18 protein-coding genes and 1 pseudogene are annotated in these 22,400 nt (G+C 34.0%); 9 read left to right on the top strand and 10 right to left on the bottom strand.

From position 1 onward, the window contains the following. Positions 1–83: 83 nt before the first annotated feature. Positions 84–1,067, bottom strand: a complete 984-nt coding sequence (gene guaC, locus SB773_RS15285; protein WP_002068771.1) for a GMP reductase — start codon at positions 1,065–1,067, stop codon at positions 84–86. A gap of 271 nt (positions 1,068–1,338) precedes the next feature. Here guaC and SB773_RS15280 point away from each other — a divergent pair. Then, positions 1,339–1,959: pseudogene (locus SB773_RS15280) on the top strand (lysozyme inhibitor LprI family protein); the annotation flags it as partial. A 182-nt stretch (positions 1,960–2,141) separates the two neighbouring features. Next, a complete protein-coding gene (locus SB773_RS15275; RefSeq protein WP_410590712.1) occupies positions 2,142–3,587 on the top strand; it encodes a DEAD/DEAH box helicase in 1,446 nt (481 codons plus the stop codon). Positions 3,588–3,629: 42 nt separating this feature from the next. Here the strand turns inward: SB773_RS15275 and SB773_RS15270 are convergent, their stop codons facing one another. Continuing rightward, positions 3,630–4,190, bottom strand: coding sequence for a DUF1836 domain-containing protein (locus SB773_RS15270; protein WP_410590710.1), 561 nt, complete (start codon positions 4,188–4,190; stop codon positions 3,630–3,632). Between the two features lie 164 nt (positions 4,191–4,354). Between SB773_RS15270 and trhA the strand changes: the two genes are divergently transcribed. After that, a complete protein-coding gene (gene trhA, locus SB773_RS15265; RefSeq protein ID WP_410590708.1) occupies positions 4,355–5,002 on the top strand; it encodes a PAQR family membrane homeostasis protein TrhA in 648 nt (215 codons plus the stop codon). Positions 5,003–5,184: 182 nt separating this feature from the next. Beyond that, on the top strand, positions 5,185–6,201 hold the full coding sequence (gene galE, locus SB773_RS15260) for a UDP-glucose 4-epimerase GalE (protein WP_410590706.1): 1,017 nt from the start codon (positions 5,185–5,187) through the stop codon (positions 6,199–6,201). 53 nt (positions 6,202–6,254) lie between these two features. Here galE and pelG read toward each other — a convergent pair whose 3' ends face one another. The 5 genes from pelG to SB773_RS15235 are packed head-to-tail and all read right to left on the bottom strand — an operon-like array spanning position 6,255 to position 13,084. After that, positions 6,255–7,712, bottom strand: coding sequence for an exopolysaccharide Pel transporter PelG (gene pelG / locus SB773_RS15255; RefSeq protein ID WP_410590704.1), 1,458 nt, complete (start codon positions 7,710–7,712; stop codon positions 6,255–6,257). Beyond that, positions 7,700–9,121 carry a GT4 family glycosyltransferase PelF gene (gene pelF, locus SB773_RS15250; RefSeq protein ID WP_410590702.1) on the bottom strand — a complete coding sequence of 474 codons (1,422 nt, stop codon included), beginning with the start codon at positions 9,119–9,121 and terminating at the stop codon, positions 7,700–7,702. Before pelF ends, pelG begins: the two co-directional genes overlap by 13 nt. A gap of 3 nt (positions 9,122–9,124) precedes the next feature. After that, the gene (locus SB773_RS15245) at positions 9,125–10,957 is read right to left on the bottom strand and encodes a DUF2194 domain-containing protein (protein WP_410590700.1); all 1,833 of its coding nucleotides are present in this window, start codon (positions 10,955–10,957) and stop codon (positions 9,125–9,127) included. Next, positions 10,941–11,861, bottom strand: coding sequence for a tetratricopeptide repeat protein (locus SB773_RS15240; RefSeq protein WP_002035014.1), 921 nt, complete (start codon positions 11,859–11,861; stop codon positions 10,941–10,943). Before SB773_RS15240 ends, SB773_RS15245 begins: the two co-directional genes overlap by 17 nt. Beyond that, positions 11,861–13,084: a GAF domain-containing protein gene (locus tag SB773_RS15235; protein ID WP_410590698.1), complete on the bottom strand. Its 1,224-nt coding sequence runs from the start codon at positions 13,082–13,084 to the stop codon at positions 11,861–11,863. The genes SB773_RS15240 and SB773_RS15235 overlap by 1 nt, the downstream gene beginning before the upstream one ends. A gap of 316 nt (positions 13,085–13,400) precedes the next feature. On the opposite strand from SB773_RS15235, the gene SB773_RS15230 reads away from it, so the two are divergent. After that, entirely contained in the window at positions 13,401–14,219 is an 819-nt protein-coding gene (locus SB773_RS15230) for a glycoside hydrolase family 191 protein (RefSeq protein ID WP_410590696.1), read from the top strand. A gap of 115 nt (positions 14,220–14,334) precedes the next feature. On the opposite strand, the gene SB773_RS15225 is transcribed toward SB773_RS15230, so the two are convergent. Beyond that, positions 14,335–14,736 carry a hypothetical protein gene (locus tag SB773_RS15225; RefSeq protein WP_410590694.1) on the bottom strand — a complete coding sequence of 134 codons (402 nt, stop codon included), beginning with the start codon at positions 14,734–14,736 and terminating at the stop codon, positions 14,335–14,337. Between the two features lie 523 nt (positions 14,737–15,259). On the opposite strand from SB773_RS15225, the gene SB773_RS15220 reads away from it, so the two are divergent. Then, positions 15,260–15,850 (top strand): AmiS/UreI family transporter, encoded by a 591-nt coding sequence (locus tag SB773_RS15220; protein WP_002068662.1) that lies wholly within the window; start codon positions 15,260–15,262, stop codon positions 15,848–15,850. A 100-nt stretch (positions 15,851–15,950) separates the two neighbouring features. Further along, the gene (locus tag SB773_RS15215; protein WP_410590692.1) at positions 15,951–16,838 is read left to right on the top strand and encodes an NAD-dependent epimerase/dehydratase family protein; all 888 of its coding nucleotides are present in this window, start codon (positions 15,951–15,953) and stop codon (positions 16,836–16,838) included. An 88-nt stretch (positions 16,839–16,926) separates the two neighbouring features. Here SB773_RS15215 and sodA read toward each other — a convergent pair whose 3' ends face one another. Then, entirely contained in the window at positions 16,927–17,553 is a 627-nt protein-coding gene (gene sodA, locus SB773_RS15210; protein WP_002068665.1) for a superoxide dismutase [Mn], read from the bottom strand. Positions 17,554–17,770: 217 nt separating this feature from the next. Between sodA and SB773_RS15205 the strand changes: the two genes are divergently transcribed. After that, on the top strand, positions 17,771–18,841 hold the full coding sequence (locus SB773_RS15205) for a nitric oxide synthase oxygenase (RefSeq protein ID WP_410590689.1): 1,071 nt from the start codon (positions 17,771–17,773) through the stop codon (positions 18,839–18,841). A gap of 361 nt (positions 18,842–19,202) precedes the next feature. After that, positions 19,203–20,771 carry a BCCT family transporter gene (locus SB773_RS15200; RefSeq protein ID WP_002089904.1) on the top strand — a complete coding sequence of 523 codons (1,569 nt, stop codon included), beginning with the start codon at positions 19,203–19,205 and terminating at the stop codon, positions 20,769–20,771. A 119-nt stretch (positions 20,772–20,890) separates the two neighbouring features. Here SB773_RS15200 and SB773_RS15195 read toward each other — a convergent pair whose 3' ends face one another. After that, on the bottom strand, positions 20,891–22,189 hold the full coding sequence (locus SB773_RS15195; RefSeq protein ID WP_410590687.1) for an MFS transporter: 1,299 nt from the start codon (positions 22,187–22,189) through the stop codon (positions 20,891–20,893). Positions 22,190–22,400 lie beyond the last annotated feature (211 nt).

Below are 22,400 nucleotides of genomic sequence, written 5' to 3'. Positions count from 1 at the left end.
GAAATTAAAATATTTTACATTTTTATACATGAAAAAGAAGGACAAGCATAAAAAATGCTTGTCCTTCTAGTTAAATTTATAAATTAATATACTTTGTCACCGTTGAAAATAGAGTTTTTCACGACTACATAATCTACAGTACGAATTGCGTCTAATTTTGTTCCACCAGCGTAAGAGATAGAAGATTGAAGATCTTGTTCCATTTCGATTAAAGTGTCTTCTAAAGAACCTTTATGCTCAACGAACATTTTCTTACCTTCAACGTTTTTCTTCTCACCTTTTTGGAATTCAGAAGCTGAACCGAAGTACTCTTTATAAAGTTTGCCATCTTTTTCGATTGTTTCCCCTGGAGACTCTTCATGACCTGCGAATAGAGAACCGACCATAACCATAGTTGCTCCAAATCGAATTGATTTAGCTACGTCGCCATGTGTACGAATACCACCGTCAGCGATAATTGGCTTACTTGCAGCTTTTGCACACCAGCGAAGTGCAGCTAGCTGCCAACCGCCAGTTCCAAAGCCTGTTTTAATTTTAGTAATACAAACTTTACCAGGTCCAATGCCAACTTTTGTTGCATCAGCACCAGCGTTTTCTAATTCTCTTACCGCTTCTGGAGTTCCAACGTTTCCAGCGATAACGAAGCTTTCTGGTAAATGTTTTTTAATATGTTGAATCATATTGATCACAGCGTTAGAGTGACCATGTGCGATATCGATTGTAATGTATTCAGGTGAAAGTTGCTCAGCAGCTAATTGTTGTACGAATTCGTACTCGTCTTCTTTAACACCAACGCTGATTGAAGCAATTAATCCACGTGATTGCATATCTCTAATGAATGAAATTCGTTTCTCTGGTTGGAAACGATGCATGATATAGAAGTAATTATTTTCAGCTAAATAAGTTGCGATTCTTTCATCAATAATCGTTTGCATATTTGCAGGTACGACAGGTAATTTAAATTTATGTTTTCCTAAAGTGACAGTTGTATCACATTCAGATCGGCTATTTACAATGCATTTTGCAGGAATTAATTGAATATCTTCATAGTCAAATACGTTTTCCATCATTTACACCCCTAAAATACGAATATTTTATTTTTATTGATTGAAAATGTTCGTCCATAGGATAATTTACATCATTTTCAGTAAGAAGTCAAAGATTTTCTTAACGTTTTTTTGAAAAGAAGCCAATATATTTTAAAAATAACGTTAAAAACGAATTTAAATAGATTTCTTATGAATAATGTTCGTTTATAAAAAAGTAAGGGAAGTTGCGATAATTGCATAAGATTGTATGTATGCCTCTTATTTTGAGCGAGGGGGCTGAGGAAATACTATGAAAAAGTTAATACTAATAATAGGAATAAATTTTTTGGTTACTGCCGGATGTAGCAATAATGATGCATTTGATAAGGCAGAGAAACAAGGAGATTTAGCATTGGAAAATAAAGAATACGATAGAGCAGTCGCATCTTTTGAATTAGCATTAAAAGAAAAGAAGGATGATCGGGAAATAAGGCTGAAGGTGAATCAAACAAATAAAATGATTGAAGCATTACAGGAAAGTAATATAGACCGAGCAATTTCGTTATTGAGGGAAATTGAAAATGATTCTGCTAGTTCAGTTATATTAGCCAAACAAGCAAAAGAAAAACGAGAAGTTTTAGCTAATCAAAAAGATGAGGAAGAAAAATATAAGCAAATGCTAGTTAAAGTAGAGGAGGTGAAAAACGAGCAGAAGTTTGCGGATGTAAAAGAGCAACTTAACGTAATTATTAGGGAAACGAAAGGGAAAGAACAGTTTAAAATATATTATCAAAATGCGAATGAACAAATTATACAGAGTGTGCCGAGGGCAGTAGATGTAGATAAAACAAAAGATGAGAACCGTAAGGAAGAAAAAGTAATAGAAGAGAAGCCGAAGAAAGAAAGTTTTATTACCGGTCAGAAGGCAGAATAATATTTTCAAAAAGTTTTTAAAATAGAAGATCCTTTTGTTTAGTCAGGCGAATCACGAATGATTCGCCTTTTTATGTGAGCTTTCAAGTATAATGAATAAGGTGATAATAAGGTATATGATGATTCATTGATAGAAAAAGCGAAAAAAGAAAATAATACAGAATAAAAAGAGGTTAATATATGAGTAAAAAAAGTTTTGCTGATTATGCATTAAGTAAAGAAATTGTAAGAGCACTTACTGGTTTAGGATATGAACATCCAACGGAAGTGCAAGGAGAGGTTATTCCAGTTGCCTTGCAAAAGAAAGACCTTGTCGTGAAATCACAGACTGGAAGTGGAAAAACCGCTTCATTTGGCATACCACTTTGTGAAGTGGTGGAGTGGGAAGAGAATAAGCCACAAGCTTTAGTTTTAACACCGACGAGAGAGCTTGCGGTGCAAGTAAAAGAAGACATTACGAATATAGGTCGTTTCAAAAGAATTAAGGCCGCTGCAGTTTATGGTAAATCTCCATTTGCACGTCAAAAATTAGAGTTAAAGCAAAAAACACATATTGTAGTTGGGACTCCTGGCCGTGTGTTAGATCATATTGAAAAAGGTACCCTTTCTTTAGGGTGTTTGAAGTATTTAGTTATTGATGAAGCGGATGAAATGCTGAATATGGGTTTTATCGATCAAGTAGAGGCAATTATTGACGAATTACCTAAAAAACGAATGACAATGCTATTTTCAGCAACACTTCCAAAAGATGTTGAAAAGTTATCTCGTACGTATATGGATTCGCCAACGCATATTGAAATTAAGGCTACCGGGATTACAACAGATAAAATTGAACATACACTTTTTGAGATGAGAGAAGAGGAGAAGCTTTCACTTCTTAAAGATGTAACAACGATTGAGAATCCAGATAGTTGTATTATTTTTTGCCGTACGCAAGAAAATGTAGATCACGTATTTCAGCAGTTAAAGCGGGTTAACTATCCTTGTGACAAAATACATGGTGGTATGGTACAAGAAGATCGTTTTGAAGTTATGGACGATTTTAGAAAAGGAAAGTTCCGTTATTTAGTAGCGACAGACGTAGCTGCTAGAGGAATTGATATTGATAATATTACACATGTTATTAACTATGATATTCCATTAGAAAAAGAAAGTTATGTACATCGTACGGGAAGAACGGGACGAGCTGGTAATAACGGGAAAGCTATTACATTCATGACGCCGTATGAAAATAGATTTTTAGAAGAGATTGAGGAGTACATTGGCTTTGAAATTCCAAAGGCACTTGCACCTTCAAAAGAAGAAGTTATGAAAGGGAAAGCAGTATTTGAGGAAAAGATACATGCTAAACCAATTATAAAGAAAGATAAAAATGCAGACCTAAACAAAGGAATTATGAAATTGTACTTTAATGGCGGGAAGAAAAAGAAAATTAGGGCGGTAGATTTCGTCGGTACAATTGCTAAAATTAAAGGTGTTACAGCAGAAGATATAGGAATTATTACAATACAAGACAATGTTTCTTACGTTGAAATATTAAATGGAAAAGGACCACTTGTTTTAAAAATCATGAAAAACACAACGATTAAAGGGAAACAATTAAAGGTTCATGAAGCAATTAAATAAACAAAAAAACTATCCACTTCAAAGAGGTGGATAGTTTTTTGTTTAAGATTTTTTGAGATCATCAACTAATTTTTCTGCTAAACGTCTATACATATTACTCATAGTCACGAAGGATGTTAGCAATAAAAACTTTTCTAGTGTTGGATCTTCTAAGGAAGAAACTGCGTTTACTTCCGTAACACGCTTACTTACGTCTTGTTTAAAGCTTTCCACATTGGTGTCAGTAAGAGAAAGATAATCTTTATATAGAGTATTTAATTCGAATGTATCATCGTTTATTAACGGTTCATTTATATTTTCTAAGGAGCTTTTTATATCATTAATGGAAAGGGCCCCTTTTAATTGATAAATTAAGCTGATTAAAATCATATGCTCTTTTGAGTACTTTTTATTTTTGATAGGGATGAATAATTTCCCTTTTGCGTAATTGTTGATCATTGTTTTTGTTAGTACTTTTTCATCATCAGTTCTCGTTGTATCCGCATAAGTATTCTCAAATAGTTGGACGACTTGGTCTACATATAAGTCGACATTTGGGATATCCTCAAGTTTAATATTTTTTTCTAAATGTAATGATTCAAGTAATTTATTTATATTTTCCACGTAGAACCCCTCACTTTTATAACTTAGTGGAACTTAATGTTTAGTATATCTTTAAATATGGTATTACGAAACAAATGAAATGTAAATGTTGACCCGTATGAATAATATATATATAATTACAAGTAGTTATTAAAACTACATGTAATTATATGAGGGGTGTTTATATGAATACTTATGTAAGAGAACCGGTTAATGCATTTACTCACTTAGGAGGAGCTGTATTATCATTTATTGCATTATTAGCTATGATTGTGAAAGTTTCTGTTAAGATGCCATCTTTTGCTGCAATTACAGCTGTTATTTTATTTGGTATCGGGATGATGGTCCTTTATATGGCGTCAGCTGTGTATCATAGTGTCGTAGCCAGTGAACGTGTTATTTATTTCTTTAGGAAGCTAGATCATTCTATGATTTTTATATTAATTGCAGGTACATATGCACCCTTTTGCTTAATTACATTAAATTCGGCAAATGGTTTACTATTATTTTGTTTAGTTTATGCAACGGCAATTTGTGGTATTGTTTTTAAAATGTTTTGGTTTAATTGTCCAAGATGGTTATCGACAGCAATTTATCTTCTGATGGGTTGGTTAATTGTTCTATTCTTTGCACCGCTAGCTGATAATTTAAGTACAGGAGGTATTATTTTCTTAGTACTTGGAGGCATTTTTTATACAATTGGTGGGTTTATTTACGGCGCGAAGCCAAAATGGTTGGAGTTTAAATATATGGGACACCATGAAATTTTTCATGTTTTTGTATTGTTAGGTAGTCTTGCGCATTTTCTAAGTGTATATTGTTACGTAATTTGATAAAAAAACGCCACGCGATGCTGTTATGTGGCGTTTTTTTATTACCTGATTGGAATCTTGTATTGTACAAAAAATCATGGGATAAAATGTAAGTTTCTGTGTTCACATAATAAACATATGATAAGAAATATGTGCTATACTTTGAGAAGTTTATAATGAATGAAATATGGAGGACTATAATTATGGCAATACTTGTAACAGGTGGAGCAGGATATATTGGTAGTCATACATGCGTAGAATTACTAAAAAACGGTTACGAAATTATAGTAGTAGATAATCTTTCGAATAGCTCAGTAGAGTCTATAAATCGAGTGACAGAGATAACAGGAAAACAGTTTAAATTTTATAAAGAAGATATTTTAAATCGAGAAGCACTTGATACGATTTTTGAAGAAAATACAATTGAAGCTGTTATTCACTTTGCAGGCTTTAAGGCTGTAGGGGAATCAGTAGAAATTCCGTTAACGTATTATCATAACAACATTACAAGCACATTAGTGCTATGTGAAGTGATGCAGAAGCATGATGTGAAGAAGATGATCTTCAGTTCGTCTGCAACAGTGTATGGTATTCCAGAAACATCACCAATTACGGAGGAGTTTCCATTAAGTGCAACGAATCCATATGGTCAAACGAAATTAATGATTGAACAAATTATGCGTGACGTAGCATTTGCGGATGCAGAATGGAGTATCGCATTACTTCGTTACTTCAACCCATTTGGTGCACATGAAAGTGGACGTATTGGAGAAGATCCAAACGGAATTCCAAATAACTTAATGCCATATGTAACACAAGTAGCAGTAGGGAAGTTAAAGGAATTAAGTGTATTTGGAAATGATTATCCAACAAAAGATGGCACGGGTGTCCGTGATTATATTCATGTTGTAGATTTAGCAAATGGCCATGTAAAGGCGCTTGAAAAGGTACTTGGCACTACTGGGATAGATGCATACAATCTCGGTACAGGTATTGGTTATAGTGTGTTGGAAATGGTTGAAGCATTTGAAAAGGTTTCGGGCAAAGAAGTTCCTTATAAAATTACGGAGCGTCGACCTGGTGATGTGGCAGTATGTTTTGCAGATGCATCGAAAGCGAAGCGTGAATTAGGATGGGAAGCAAAACGCGGATTAGAAGAGATGTGTGCAGACTCTTGGAGATGGCAATCAAATAACAAAAATGGCTATCTAGAAGTTTAATAAACAGATAAAAAAATGACCTTTTGCGGGAGCAAAAGGTCATTTTTATTTATTTATTTATTTCCATTAAGTTTATTAGCAAATTTAGTAAAGAAAGTTCGCCATTTTATAGGAGTATTTGACTGACAAAACGTATAGTAATCAATATCTTTAATGTAAGTAAAGAGTCTAGAAATAGCATATAAGAATGTAATAGAAGATCCAAGTACAAAACTAATACCGTAACCATTGAACCCAAATGGAAGTAGAAGAAGACTTAATAACAAATTTGCAGAAAAGAACAGGGCTGATGTTCGAAATGCCCCTTTACGATCTTCAAAATATAAGAGTAGTAACGTGATAACAAGGACCATCCCGTTTGCATAAGCACCAATTATAGTCAGCTGCAAAATAGAGTATTCAAGTGTTACGTTCCCAGATTGTGAACTAAACATCCATATTATAAAAATAATAAGTAAAGAAAAAATACCTTGATTACGAAGTATTCGTTCCATTTCTTGCTTTAGGACAAAGTTCATTGATTCTTTTAATTGTAAAATTGTATTTAATGTCGCCCCATTGTTAACTGAACCGAAGAACTTCTTATACCGTTCATAAAACCTTGTTTCAATGGATACTACGAAGAAAATATAGGTTGGGATAATGCTTAAATAAGCCCAGAAAACAGATGTATCATAAATTTGATGATAAATAAACGTGTTTTCAATATTTCCTCGCCCTTCTCCGAACCAAATAACAAAGTTACATACCCAAATGCCAATATTGTAAAGTAAGCTTGACCAAAATAGTTCTGGATATTTATCTAAATAAGAAAGAAAGGTAAATTGTTCAGTAGCATCACTATTTGGAAACATTCGTACAATAACTATACTTAACCACACTAATGTAATGAAAGTCCCGATTGTAAAAGAAATTAAAAGTAATAGGGCCAATCCGTGTTCTATTCCAAGTGTTGGATGCCAGTAAGCGATAAGCGCAATTCCAGATAAGGAGAAAATGGAACCAATTAAAAATGCAAGAGCGATGGACTGATAATCTTTAGCTGCTGTTAAATAAATGGATTGAATCCAAATGATGTTTAAAGCTAAAAATAAAAATAGCATCACGATTTTATAATACAAGGCTAATGGCGTAAAAATTGCAAACAAAAGCCATAAGATAATAGCTAAAAAAAGTGTGATTTTCGTCATTCCTAAAAAGGAAGAAAATACTTTATCAGCTTTTTGCTCGTATAAAAGGTCGGCCACATATCTAGTTACGATGGGCTGCAAGGCACCATATATGATTTGAGAAAAAATGAAGCAGTATGAAATTGAAATTGTAAAAAGGCGCTGTTCCTCAATTGAAATAGAATGGAACAAACTTAAAATGTATCGAATAGCTGTTACTGCTAAAATAACGACTAACCAAGGACCAGCTGTAACAAATAATGAAAATCCGTACGCTTTTATTCTGGAAGAATAGTAGTCTTCTTGGAATAATTTTTGTAAACGAAATCCTATCCCTGCCATGTTTTTTTACCTCTTTCTAAGTAAAGCTTACGATAACTATCAACGACACCTGATAATTGATAGTGCGCTTCAATACGATTGCGCCCGTTATCCCCAAATTGTTGAATGGATTCAGGGTGACGATAATACCACTCTAAATGAATGGCAACTTGTTCAGGAGATACAGGTGGTACAACAAATCCACATTGTCCGTAAGGATCTTCATCTTGTCCGTAAATTAATTCCTTACAAGAGCCGACATCTGTAACAACCCATGGTAATCCTGCTGCCATTCCTTCTAACATAGCTAATGGTTGTCCTTCAGATATACTTGTTAATACGAGAATATCTGTTTGTTTTAAGTAATCTTTAATATTTACTTTGCCGGTCATTATTACATGCTCTTCTAATCCTAATTGTTGAATTAAATCACGACATTCCTGAGCATATTCTGCTTCTTCTGTATCAGGACCTAGTAAGTAAAATATAAATGGAATATCTTTTTCTAATAATAATTTAGCTGCATAAATCATTGTTTTTACATCTTTAATTGGCACAACTCGTATAATAGCGGAAATGATGAGTTTATCCGAATTGTATTTTGGTTTACGTAACCCTTTATAGTCAGATAAAGTAACGCCATTTGGAACGATTTTTAGTTTATGGGCCGGAGCACCTAATTCTTTTTGATATGCACTATTTCGGCCGAACAACGTAATTACATCAGCGGCTTGTTCATATGCTTGATGAGACAAGTGATGAAAGAAAGAAACCCATCTTTTTTTATATTCAATTGGTATCCAAGTAGATTGTAGTATTTCTTCTTCGCGCTCCCGAGAATAAATACCGTGTTCAGTTAGAATAAATGGTATATCGGACTTGGCACTAATTGCAGCACCAAGCAATCCACCATACCCTGTCGATACAGAATGAATAAGATCTAATTCAGGAAAATCAATTTGTAAAATTTGAATGATTGGTGTGAACATAGATCTCCACATCCAAAAGTAATTTAAGAAGGATCCACTACTTTCTTCATATAAATAGCTTTCTTTAACAATTGCATAAAACTCACGGCTTTCGAAGAAGGAATGGAGTGTTCCTAGCTTTTGTTTATTTCCTAATATTTGTAATGCTGTTGTATCGTTAGCTTGAAATGTAAACCATTTTTGAAGTGTCTGTACTTCTTGTTTAGTTAAATTAGTTTTTATATGTTTTGCTTCATTTTCTGATTGCAAAGGAATCAGAATGATGTCTTTTACATTGCTTGGAATTTCATATTGATATTCATCTTCTGTTTTTACTTGAGGGACTATCGCGAAAATCTTAAATTCATGTTCTTTAAACTGCTGGATAATCATTTGAACCCAGCTTGCTACCCCTCCACTTACAAAGGGATAGCTGCCTTCAACGACCAAACCTATTCTCATCTGTTATGCTCCTTTAATTGGAATCGTAGCGCTGGCTTTCGTTAACGTAACGCTATAAATTTGGGAATCAAGCTTTTTAACCGTACCGTAAGAGAATGAGCCAGGTTGTATTTTCTTACCTTCTTCTACATGTATAATTGTTGAAGTATGGTTTGGTAACCCTTTATATGCAATGTGAACAGCATCATCTTCATAAGAAACATCTAGGTCACCAGTTTGATAAATTTTCATAGAAGCAGTTGCTTCACTTTGGGTCATACTTTTCATATAAGGATATCTTTCTCGTATTTCTTTAATTGTCTTTTTATAAGCTTTAAATAATTCTTCCCATGTTAAATTACCTGAGCGTTTTTCATCAAGGATATCATCTGGATGGACGAAATGTGAGATAACCCCTAAATTTGCGGTAACATCAGTTAAGATAAATTGCTCTTCATCTGTGATAGCATAGCCGCTCGTAATGCGCGGGAAGTGATAAATGTTTTTATTATGTTCATCTGGTCCAAATTCTTGAATTAAACTACCGTTACTTTTACTTCCCACATATAGAGAAGCAACTGTTTCCATAGTTGGAACCGCGTCGTTTAATGCACTTAATCCAGCTGTATTTATAATATTGGATGGTGGTACATAGGTTTTTAATTTTTCGTTTGGAAAGAAGTTATACACGAGTTTTTGCAGAGCATCTAAGGAGCTTTCCATATCCTCTTTTGAATTCCATGGAACATATTCAAGTGCTTTATCTACTGGATCTGGTGGTAATAATAAAGGTTGATGGTTATAGCCATGAATGCCTATTTCCCCGCCGTGACTTAATAATTCTCTCCCAAATAATAAATAGGTATTTCTATTTTTACCTGTGAAATCTTCAAAGGGTGGCGTTACTTTATTTTGGTACGTCCCAATTGCAACACCCGTATATTTAATATCAAGATCTTCAGAGATATCCTTCATATTTTTCCACCAATGTTTTTTATAAAATTCTTCAACAGAAATTTTTTCTGTTGTTAAGTTTTTTAGTTCTCCACTTGGAATCGGAGATGGGAAGTCATCGATATACATAATCTCCGCTCCAAGTTGTGCTGAAGCGAAAGTCGGGAAAATAGTACCCAGTGATTGAACGAACATACCTCTACCTAATTTATCGTTCAATGCTGTTGTATTCCAATATAAGACTTTTCCTTCACCGTAGTCATTGGTCCAAAGGATGGGAGTATCCTCCGCTGTAATCCAAGTATTAGTTGTATTCTCATCTAGCGTAATATTCATTGAGCTATGAGTAAACAATGGAGAAGAACTTGAGAGATCTGGATAACCAGGGAATAAAACTTCTTCAAAGGTTAATCCTTTCGCATCTTTGAAACCTTCTTTTTGGGTAATACCAAATAATGTGTTCCAGGAAGGATCTGAATCAAGTCGGTTTGCGATAATAATTCTTCCGCCCATTTGTACAAAATTTTGAATATCAGCTTGTGGAAGTTGCTCCATTATTTCACCTGTAATAATAATCCCTGTATAGGGAGAGGGAGTAAGTCCCTTAATTTCATTAGCTGTAATATCTTTATAGTGTAGGTGTGCGTAATCCATTGCCTTCTTCGTATTAAATTCGACTTGTTGCCCTAATGTATTATCCGTTTTTAAAACGTATAATTGCATTTTTTGTCCATTTTGAGCTACATCTTTTGCTTTGAGCGTTTTAACAGTATCTGTTTCTTTAGTTTTAGGAACAGAAAACTTTTGATAAAAATTTTCTGTTCGATATATAAGGATGGATAAAATTAAGAGAAATAAAATGATACTAATAATCCCGATATATATATTAATCCCCTTTTTCAATGTGTGCGCCTCCAAACTGCCTTACAAATAATTGATATTTACGCGGTAATATATGAACTCTTTTTGCATCTGTTAGATTATTGATTAAGTTATAGAGCTCGTCCCATAACTGTTGCTCATAATATATTTCAAGTAAACCAACGTAACCGTAATATGATTCAGGATAGAAATGAATAAGATTTAAAAATTGTTCTTCAGACTTTGCATATTGTTTTGTGTGTAGAAACAGATTTCCAAGATGGAAAGGGTAAAGAGGTTCGTTAGGGAATAGTTCTACACCTTGTGTAATAAAATTCATAAATTCAGCGATTATTTTTTCTTTTTGCTGATTAGAAAGAAGACCACTGTTTATATATCTTAAATAGTTAGAAACCAATTCTTTTGCAATTTCATTTTGTGGATTTTGTAGAAATTGCTTATTTAAGTATTCGATTTGTTTTTCGTACCGTTCATTTAGTAAATTAATAGTAGTTGCTGCGTAATGCACAGTTTCAGGATCTTTATGGTGAATGGCTTCTTTCAATAAGCCTCCTTCATTAGCAATAGAGGAGGAGCTTAACTGTACAATGAGTTGTTTATGTAATTCAGGCTTATCTAGTTCTAATCCAGAAGAAAATGAAATTAAGTCCATATCTTGTTTTGCTGATTCCAAAATATCCTCGTAATTATCAACGTGAAAGGCAACATAATCAGAGTATTGCTGTAACCACTCGGTTTTGGAACGTCTTATATTAAGTAATAACATGATTGCTGATACAATAAGTCCGATAAGCGGGAAAAGAAGAGATAGAATCAAGCAAAATTCAATAATTCCTTTTTTATCTTTAGTAATCAAACTTTTCGTAAATCGAAATAAAAGAAAAACCAAAATAACATAAATAAAATAAAGAAGGAGTAAAATCATTAGACTATCACTCCTTTAGAAGAAAGAGCGTTTTGTATACGAGTTTGAACTTGTATACAAAACTGTTCTTCAGTGCCAGGTAATAAAATCATGATTTTCTGCTCGGTCGCACTATAACCGAATATATCGATATCTCGCAAATGGTCTTTTAAAATAGAATTTATCATTCCTAAATAATCTTGTGGAGCATTGAACTCAAAATAGGAATATGGATAAGATAGTGTTTCGTAACGTTTCTTTTCTATTTTTAGTAAATGTTTAAATTCATCTTCATAATAAATGCTTGTTTTAGGGAATGTGCGATCCTCTTGACTGGATAGCCAAAGATTAGAAGCGTTTTGTAAACGATCACCCATCCAGCGTAAATACCATGTGAAAAGTTCGAATTGCTCAGAAGTTACTTTTGAAAATTCGATTTCGTCTAATATAATGACGTATTGTACATCATCTTGGAATAGGACGGGACCAACTAAAAGTGGAGCGTCTTGAAAATCCTCATCTGTACGGAAAAAAGGTCGATTATGCGCTAGCGCATTTTTGATGACTAAGGAAGCGTTTTTAACGAAAATAGATTGAGATAATGTATTTTTACCAGTTTCAGCTCTTAATTTAATACGAAGCGATTGTTTATTGTTATCAACGTGATAGATACCAATTTTTTTTGCTCCAAAATACATTTTTAATACATTCATTCCTTCATCGAGTACAATTTCAGGATGTGTATGATTTAAAGCTTTAAACATATGATACATTTTAGATAAGTGGTTATTTGACTCAAGTACACGAGAACGTAGTGTAATACGTGTTTCATCCAATTGTTTCACGACATATTTTAATTCTTTATTTTCAGCTTTCAACTCATTATTTATCATATGTACATCTTCATAACGTTCTTTTTGTGCAGTGCTCATCAGTCCACAGCATAAACTAATAACAAGTAAGAAAATCCAACTTATCCAGTAATCTAATGAATAAAAGTACAGTAATACATCATTTTCTTTATATATACCGCTTATGCAAATATAAATCATTGCTTCCAGAAAGGCGAAAAGGGCAATAGATATGCCATACCGGCTAGAAATAATTAATGTAATAAATAAGAGTAGGAAGTATTCATACGTTGGTGTAAGAAAATCAGTTAGTATTGATAGAAAAAATAGTGCAATAAAGAGAATCGTAGGTTCAATCATCTTTTGGAATATATTAGATTGTCTATAGTGCATAAAAAACCCCTTCTTTCGTTTGCAAATTTAATTTTGAGGAATAGTACACTGAAATAACATACATAATTTAAAAGAATTATTTTAAGATATATAATATATAAGCCCCAATCATTTTATCAACAGAACAGGGATGTAGTAAATTCAAGTGAAATAAATTCTAATTTCTGTTAATCTATTGAATTTATTGGGATTTTTATAAAATATTGAGTTTGAAAAAATGTAAAATGTTATGGAATTACTATATTTGTATTAATATTTAAAGGTGTTAAAATTTAAAACGATAGAAAATTACAGTTGTATAGGAGGTAATATTATTATGACGTGGAAACGTTCCATATGCTTTTTAGCTATATTTTCTTTTATTTTTTCCTCAAGTACATCCGCACAAGCAAATGTTGTGGAACCAGTTTTAAAAAATGTACGAAGTTATAAAATTTATTATGGTGAAGCAAATGAGCAAGTGATTGAGAAACTTTCACAGTATGACATGGTTATTATAGAGCCATATGCATTTACGAAAGAACAAATTCAACAATTAAAAAAATCAGGAACAGTGGTTCTTGGGTATGTAAGTGTTTTAGAGTTAGAAGCATGGCATAAACCACAAGTAGTGGAATCTGATTATTATTATAGAGACGGCAAGAAAATGAAAATAGAGCAGTGGGATACATATATTATGAATTTAGCTGACGACCATTACCGAGGTATTGTTGTTAATAAAGTAAAACAGCAAATTATTGGAAAAGGTATAGATGGGGTGTTTTTAGATACAGTTGGTGATATTGATGACTATTTTTATGATCAGCCAGCTACACAAGGAAAATTTCGAGAAGCATATGTAAATTTATTAAAAGAAATTAAAAGTGTTGATTCCAACCTGCTTCTTATACAGAATTGGGGATTTGACACAATCAAAAATACATCCTTGAATTTTATACATGGTGTATTGTGGGAAGACTTCAATAAACAAGTTATTGCGAAAGATGAATGGAGTCAAAATTGGATGCGTTATTTTAAACAACAAAGCAATAAAATTGTAACGTTTACCGTGACCCCAGATAATGTATCTAAAAAATATAGTTCTATAAATGGATTTATTCCTACAATTAATCCGAATGATATTTATGATAAATAGCAATTGTTTGGAATAAGAGACTATCAAGATTGACTATGACAGTTTAGGTCAGTAATCCGATTATCTTATAAAGATGAATGTATTACTGACCGACCTTTTTATATAATAGGGGGACTTAATGAATTCGAACGAGCTGTTTATGGTATACTGTGTTACCTTCTTGGCTTGAATATGGCGGGATACTTCGCCCAAAACAATTTGCAACAATATTGGAGTGGCCAGGATAAGAAATACGGATTTCATACAAATCAATAGAGTCATCTAAATCAGCATAAAAAACTGCTAAGTGGTTGCCTTGTAAAATATATGGGAATGCTACTTCCGTATTTTCACCAAGTAGTACAGGTAATTTTACAGGATTAGAATAGTTAGACCAATCCCAAACCTCTATAGTTACATGGTGTGTGTAATATGCATCTAAATTTACAATGTTTACTACTGCTGAAACAGTTGCAGGCTCTCTTGTTAATACACCTGTGGAGTGAAAAACAAAATGATTTGGATAATGAAGAGGCATAAATATCAAACCTTTCTAAATTAATATGAGTGTACGATATTTTATGCAAATAATTAATAGAATGAGATAGGGAAAATGTATCATTCTACTAATTTTTTATAGAAATTCAAAACGTAGTATTGAAAAGTATTCCAACACTTGTATCATTGTTAGAGTACGTTTATAATCAAGGAATCCTATTTCATGTTTTGATAGGGTTATTTATTATTGAAAGCGTTTTAAATTTGTTATTTTTTAAGGTAGGAAGTCTAACTTATTCAGATTAAAAATTATGTATGTAGTTTTAAATAGGAAGAAAAATAATAAAGTGAAACTTTAATCAGTGGGTGGGGGTTGTTCATCCCCACTGATTATTAGCCTTCACTAATCGGGCTTTACGGGCAGTTGATCTCCCACTTAACTTCTTTGCTCTAGCTGAATTTTGAGGTGGGAGTTTTACTGCTCGTTAATGCGGGATAAAGTATCACTTTATATTGTGGGGAGGTTAAAAGTGTGAAAGGGAAAGATTTTCACACGAATATATATGGGTTACGTAGGATTATTACTTTCAGGTGCAGCATTATTTTTAAATAGTCTTGTCATATTAGGCAAAGTAGAGATGAAAAGTGCAGGTGTCTTTAATTTATTTGTGGGGGCATTACAAATTATCATTCCGTTCTATTTGATTATGATTTCTGATCAAAGTAATTGGACGGTATATTCATATGCGGCTACTTTTTTATTTGGTTTAACTTATTTATATGTAGGCGTTACTTTTATTAAAGGAATGGATAGTAGTGGACTAGGCTGGTTCTGTATTTGGGTAGCAATTATTGCTTTATTCTATATGATTGTTTCATTTGTTCAATTCCACGATGTTGTTAATGCGTTAACATGGTTTATGTGGGCATTACTTTGGTATTTATTCTTTGTATTAAATGCACAAAAAAAGAATATCAATCAATATCTTGGCAGAATTGCCTTTGTACAATCATGGGTAACATTGACGTTGCCTTCACTCTTTTATTTTATGGGAGTATGGGGCGAGGGATTCATATATGAACTATGGGTTTATGTATCAGTAATTTCTATTTTATATTGCTGCTATTGTATTTTTAAATATCGAGTACGTTAATGTATCGTGTGTAGAAAAAACATGGAATCGTTAAACTGATTCCATGTTTTTTTATTTTAGCGTTTATAATAATAGAGGTAGTATTTTACAATTTGTAAAAATGGGGATGATGAAGGTGAAAAAAGTATTGGTGCTAGGGGGAACAAGATTTTTTGGTAAACATTTAGTAGAAGTACTGTTGCAAGCTGGACATGATGTAACGATTGCGACGAGGGGAGTTACTGAAGATTCCTTTGGAAGTGCAGTAAAAAGACTGATTGTAGATAGAGAAGATGAGAGGCTACTAGAAGAGCGTTTTGAAGGTAAAAGTTATGATATCGTATACGATAATTTATGCTATAGCTCGAATGCAGCGAAGATAATATGTGAAGTGCTAAAAGGAAAAACGAAGAAATACATTATGACATCTTCAATGGCTGTCTATGAGCCTGCGTTAGGCCTATTAGAAGACAATTTCAATCCGTACGAGTATACAATTACGTATGGAGGTAGGAATGATTTCAATTATAGTGAAGGCAAGCGATTAGCTGAAGCAGTTTTATTTCAACATGCAACATTCCCAGTCGTTGCGGTAAGATTTCCCGTCGTCATTGGAGAAAACGATTATACGAAAAGATTACAATTTTACGTTGAACATGTTGTGAAACAAGAGTCTATCGTTGTGGATCATGTAGATGGAGAGTTGTCATTTATACATGAAAAGGAAGCAGGACAGTTTTTAGCTTGGTGCGGGATGGAAAACATAGAAGGGCCAATTAATGCTTGTAGTAACGGGGTGGTTTCTACCAGAGAAGTTATTCGTTTCATAGAAGAGAATACCGGGATAAAAGCGCTCATTCAAGAAGTAGGAGATAATATAGCTCCTTATAATGGAGTGATTAATTGTACGTTACATAATGGAAAGGCTCGTAAATTAGGATTCCCGTTCCGAGAGTTGAAATTAGAGACGGAAAAAGTTTTACGTTATTACATAAATACAATGAAATAATCATAAATCCCCCGGTGGCAATCCGGGGGATTCTGGAGGATTTCGACAATACTAATTTTACATTACCAAATTTACCTTATACGCACGACTAATGTGTTTGTGATTGAATTGCTTGTAAATACTTTTCATTTACCCGGTCCCAGTTCACCGTATGCCACCAGTTGGTAACAAATTCTGGACGCCGATTTTGATACTTTAAATAATAGGCGTGTTCCCATACATCGATGACGAGTAATGGAATTTTACCTTCTTGCAAAGGTGTATCTTGATTGGGTGTACTCATAACGGAAAGTTCCTCACCGTCCAGAACAAGCCATCCATAGCCACTTCCAAAACGACTAATAGCTGCTTTGGAAAGTTGATCTTTTAAGTTGTCAAAGGTATTGAAATAATAATCAATTACTTTTGCAACGTCTCCATTAGGCTCACCGCCACCTCGCGGGCTCATTAATTCCCAAAAAAGACTATGACAATAATGTCCACCACCGTTATTTCTGACAGCTGTAACAATTTCTTTTGGTAAAGTTTCTAAATTACATAGTAACTCTTCTAAAGATTTATTATGTAATTCCGTATAGTTTTCTAAAGCGGCATTCAAGTTATTTACGTATGTCGCATGGTGCTTTCCGTGATGAATAGAAAGCGTGTTGCTATCGATATATGGCTCTAGTTCATCATAGTCATATGAAAGCTTTGGCAATTGAAATGAAGACATAACGTTCCCTCCTTTCTTATTAAAAAGTTGGTCTAGGTAAAAATAATTTACCTGAGTCAAAAATACACCTATTTTTTATACAAGTCAATAGTAATCTCTTTAATTTTCTGAAAAATATTACAATAAAAGTAACACTTCGACTTTCATTTGTGACTCTTATTCTTTTTGCTTATACTGTAAAGTAGTAACGTTTTGTTGAAATAGAAGGAGATCATTTATGAGTAAAACGAAACAATTAATAGAGGAAGCGAGTCATTTTATTACGGTTTGCTATAAAGAGCTTAATAAAGAACAATTCATAGAAGAGAGAATAAAAGAAATTCAAGTTGAGATAGAGAAGACGGGGACGTATGAGCATACATTTGAAGAACTTGTTCATGGATCACGAATGGCATGGCGCAATAGTAATCGATGTATCGGAAGACTATTTTGGAGTAAGATGCACATATTAGATGCACGTGAAGTAAATGATGAGGAAGGTGTATACAATGCATTAATTCATCATATTAAATATGCAACGAACGATGGGAAAGTTAAACCGACAATTACAATTTTTAAGCAATATCAAGGTGAAGAAAATAATATACGAATTTATAATCACCAATTGATTCGGTATGCAGGATATAAAACAGAAATGGGAGTGATTGGTGACTCTCATTCTACTGCGTTTACAGATTTTTGTCAGGAACTTGGCTGGCAAGGAGAAGGTACGAATTTCGATGTATTGCCACTTGTGTTTTCTATAAACGGGAAGGCACCTATATATAAAGAAATTCCGAGAGAAGAAGTAAAAGAAGTGCCAATTGAACACCCAGAATACCCGATTTCGTCACTTGGAGCAAAATGGTATGGGGTTCCAATGATTTCAGATATGTACTTAGAAATTGGCGGTATTTCTTATACGGCAGCCCCGTTCAATGGATGGTATATGGGAACGGAGATTGGGGCTCGTAACTTAGCGGATCATGATCGCTATAATTTACTTCCGGCTGTTGCGGAGATGATGAAGCTCGATACATCGAGAAACGGTACGTTATGGAAAGACAAGGCGCTAATTGAATTAAACGTGGCTGTTTTACATTCTTTTAAAAAACAAGGAGTTAGTATTGTGGATCACCATACAGCTGCACAACAATTTCAACAATTTGAGAAGCTGGAAGCGGCATGTGGACGGGTTGTAACAGGTAATTGGGTGTGGCTCATTCCACCGTTGTCGCCAGCTACCACTCATATTTATCATAAACCGTATCCAAATGAAATTTTGAAGCCGAATTTCTTTCATAAATAATAGCTAGTATAGTTTTTTTCTGCAAAATATAATTTTTTTTAATTACTGTTACGTAGCAAATGGAAGCCTTTACTATCGGCTATTTTTGGAAAGGGCTTTTTGAACCAAGGAGTTCCTTATGTTATAATCAAATTTCTGTTTCGAAGACCTTATAGAAATATAAGGTCTTTTGTTTTGCTTTTTTATGTAATAGGAATAGAAATTTTCTTTTAAATAAGGGATTTAGCATATTTTTAGGGACAACATAAGTGTGTAGGAAATCGATGAATTATTATGCTTATATAATCATTGTGTTTTGGGTGTAAACAAGAAAACATAATAAAGTTGTTTTTTTAGATTGCTGAGGAAGGAGGAAGTGTAAATGAGGATGAAGAGTCGAAAAACGGATTGGCCTGTATTTCTTATTAGTGGTGGCTCACTTTTATTATTTGTAATTGCAGTTATTTTAAATAAAAGTTACGTAGAGGGAGCCATTAATAGCAGTTTTGCAGCTTCAATTAAATATTTTGGTGCCTTTTGGCAGGTTTTATTAATTGGTACATTTGTTGTTGCAATGTGTATGGCGTTTTCAAAATATGGGAGAGTTAAACTTGGGGGACTAGAAAAACCTGAGATTAGTACGACAAAATGGCTCGCTATTATTATGTCTACATTACTTGCCGGAGGTGGCGTTTTTTGGGCAGCCGCAGAGCCGATGTACCATTTGATGACGGTGCCACCAATACATGAAGGTATAACTGCTGGAACGAAAGAAGCGGTAATGCCTGCTTTAGCACAAAGTTATATGCACTGGGGTTTCCTGGCTTGGACGATTTTAGGTACAATTAGTGCGGTAGTTATGATGTACGGGCATTATCATAAAGATATGCCTTTAAAACCTCGAACGCTTTTATATCCTATTTTTGGAGAGAAATTGCGAAAGAGTTGGCTTGGAACAATGATCGATGTATTTGCCATTATTGCGGTAGCTGCAGGGACGATTGGTCCAATCGGATTTTTAGGACTACAAGCAAGTTATGGGTTACAAGCATTGTTTAACATTCCTGATGTGTTTACTACTCAATTAGCCATTATTGTTTGTGTAGTAGCTGTTTCTACTATATCTGCGGTAACAGGAATTGATAAAGGGATTCAAATTATAAGTAATTTAAATGTTAGGTTAGCAGTTCTATTAATGGTATTTGTATTACTATTTGGACCAGGTGGATTTATTATCGATTCATTTGTTTCTTCGTTTGGATTTTATATAAATGAATTTATTCCAATGAGCACATATCGTGGTGATACAGCTTGGTTAGGATCGTGGACAATCTTTTTCTGGGGATGGTTTATTGGATATGGACCGATGATGGCAATTTTAGTGAGCCGAATTTCAAGAGGAAGAACAATCCGAGAAATCATCGTTGCAATTGGAATTATTGCACCTATTATTACAACGTTTTGGTTTACTATACTAGGGGGATCAGGTGTATTTTATGAGTTAATGAATCCTGGTTCTATCTCGACCGCATTAAGTGAATCTGGTATGCCAGCGGCTATGATTGCAATTACAGAGCAACTGCCACTATCTAATATTATTGGACCTGCATTTCTTTTATTAACAATTTTATTTGTAGTGACAACAGGAGATTCAATGGCTTATTCGATTTCAATGGCAGTGACTGGAGATGGAGATCCTAGAATTAGTTTGCGAGTTTTTTGGTCGCTTATTATGGGCGCAGTTGCGGCGATTCTTTTATATATGGGTGAGGGAAGTATTAACGCCTTACAATCCTTCATTGTAGTGACGGCTGTTCCGGTATCTATTCTGTTATTCCCAATGCTATGGCTAGCGCCTAAAGTCGCAGGGGAATTAGCGTTAAAACAAGGTATTGTAAAAGAAGAAGATAAAACTAGCTTCTTGTTCCAAAAAGCTAGTAAATCAAAATAAATAATTGTATTTATATAAGAAGAGGAAGCATTTCATTTGAGATGCTTCCTCTTTGCTATTTATCCAAATACTTTTCCTGAGGGGACAGTATTTGGATAAACATTTCGTATAGTTTCAATCTATTCTAATACTTTATCTTTCGTCTCTGGGACACATAATAGCATTGTAACTAAACCGATTGGATAGATAATGAAGATGAGAGATAATGCTCCCATTAAATTACCACCTGCAGCAAGTAAGCCGATAATAACAGGTGCAAATCCAGCTAACCCACGTCCTGTACCGAAAATAAAGTTCTCTGCTGTCGAGCGAGCTTCAGCAGGATAGTTTTCAGCTAAAACTGCTCCGAATCCCCCCATCATGCCATTGGCAAAGAATCCAAGCAATGCACTTCCCCATAACAATGATGTTGAGTCTGTGAATAAGAAGAAGTAAATGAGACAGTATATAGTACCACCGACATAATAGATTGTAAAAGTTTTACGGCGACCAATTTTATCGGCTAGAATACCAAAAGTTGCAATTCCAATTAGCATGCCGATTGTAGAGATGAACATCCAACCGCTCGCTTTTGCTAACGTGTAATTATATTTATTTGCTAAAATAGTTGGCATCCAAGTGAAAATTCCATAATATCCGAAGTTCTGGATAAATGACATAATAATAAGACCAATGGTTGTTATCGTTACTTTTTTATTGGCAAATAACTTTCGAAGTGGGAACTTTTTTATTTGCTTTAGTTGTTCTGCTTCAGTGGTTGTTAAATTACCTTCAGCTTCTTTTTGTAACAATTCTTTTTTGTATCGTTGTTTTTGTTCCCATATTTTCGGTTCACTTAAACTTTTGCGGACGTAAACAGCTAATAGAGCGGGAATGAGTCCAAATAAGAAAACAGCTCTCCATCCAAAATGCGGGACGATAAATGCCGGAAGGAGTGAAGCGACTAGTACGCCAAATTGCCATCCAAGTGCAACAACGGATGTCGCCTTAGCGCGCATTTCTTTAGACCATGTTTCAGTTACGATGGCCATTCCAATTCCGAATTCACCACCAACCCCCATTCCAACTAAAAAGCGAAGAATTAATAATTGCCAATAATCTGTTGCAAAATAAATAAGTGCTGTTGCTAGTGAGAATAGTAAGATTGTGAAGGCCATCGTACGGATACGCCCAAATAAATCAGCAATAAATCCAAATAAATAAGACCCGGTTAGCATTCCTATTGTGGTAGCTAATGTTAAGTTTCCACCTTCAACAGGGCTTAAATGAAATTCTTTTAAAATGTAGACGAGTACGAAAGATAAGAGCAACATATCTAAACCTTCTGCTGCATATCCTAGCGCAGAACCAAACAATGTTTTATATCTTTTCTCCTTCGTTTCCTCTGTTGTTGATTGTACATCAGTAGTGACGTTCATCATTACTCCTCCTTATTTTCTTCTACAGTCGCTATGGAAGAATAACAAAAGGCCTTCTCACCTGATATGATGAGAAGGCCAAAAAAGCATACGTATCTCTAAAAAAGACCATACGTATAGTATATTCCGACTTCCTTCTCAACCTCACGGGGTTGGGTTAAAGGACTGTATTATATTACTTTATTTTTAGCACTCTTCTGTTAGATTGTCA

Origin of the sequence: Bacillus sp. SIMBA_074 (assembly GCF_046534555.1) — a bacterium.
GTDB lineage: Bacteria > Bacillota > Bacilli > Bacillales > Bacillaceae_G > Bacillus_A > Bacillus_A mycoides.
The sequence above is the reverse complement of the archived record's forward strand: the minus strand, read 5'-3'. Positions and strand labels throughout refer to the sequence as shown.

Bases quoted from the DNA above. Each gene is read 5' to 3' on its own strand.
- SB773_RS15200 (WP_002089904.1), top strand. From the start codon at position 19,203: ATGAGGATGAAGAGTCGAAAAACGGATTGGCCTGTATTTCTTATTAGT.
- pelG (WP_410590704.1), bottom strand. From the start codon at position 7,712: ATGGCAGGGATAGGATTTCGTTTACAAAAATTATTCCAAGAAGACTAC.
- sodA (WP_002068665.1), bottom strand. From the start codon at position 17,553: ATGTCTTCATTTCAATTGCCAAAGCTTTCATATGACTATGATGAACTA.
- trhA (WP_410590708.1), top strand. From the start codon at position 4,355: ATGAATACTTATGTAAGAGAACCGGTTAATGCATTTACTCACTTAGGA.
- SB773_RS15225 (WP_410590694.1), bottom strand. From the start codon at position 14,736: ATGCCTCTTCATTATCCAAATCATTTTGTTTTTCACTCCACAGGTGTA.
- SB773_RS15230 (WP_410590696.1), top strand. From the start codon at position 13,401: ATGACGTGGAAACGTTCCATATGCTTTTTAGCTATATTTTCTTTTATT.
- SB773_RS15220 (WP_002068662.1), top strand. From the start codon at position 15,260: ATGGGTTACGTAGGATTATTACTTTCAGGTGCAGCATTATTTTTAAAT.
- SB773_RS15205 (WP_410590689.1), top strand. From the start codon at position 17,771: ATGAGTAAAACGAAACAATTAATAGAGGAAGCGAGTCATTTTATTACG.
- pelF (WP_410590702.1), bottom strand. From the start codon at position 9,121: ATGAGAATAGGTTTGGTCGTTGAAGGCAGCTATCCCTTTGTAAGTGGA.
- SB773_RS15215 (WP_410590692.1), top strand. From the start codon at position 15,951: ATGGGGATGATGAAGGTGAAAAAAGTATTGGTGCTAGGGGGAACAAGA.
- SB773_RS15195 (WP_410590687.1), bottom strand. From the start codon at position 22,189: ATGAACGTCACTACTGATGTACAATCAACAACAGAGGAAACGAAGGAG.
- SB773_RS15235 (WP_410590698.1), bottom strand. From the start codon at position 13,084: ATGCACTATAGACAATCTAATATATTCCAAAAGATGATTGAACCTACG.
- galE (WP_410590706.1), top strand. From the start codon at position 5,185: ATGGCAATACTTGTAACAGGTGGAGCAGGATATATTGGTAGTCATACA.
- SB773_RS15275 (WP_410590712.1), top strand. From the start codon at position 2,142: ATGAGTAAAAAAAGTTTTGCTGATTATGCATTAAGTAAAGAAATTGTA.
- guaC (WP_002068771.1), bottom strand. From the start codon at position 1,067: ATGGAAAACGTATTTGACTATGAAGATATTCAATTAATTCCTGCAAAA.
- SB773_RS15240 (WP_002035014.1), bottom strand. From the start codon at position 11,861: ATGATTTTACTCCTTCTTTATTTTATTTATGTTATTTTGGTTTTTCTT.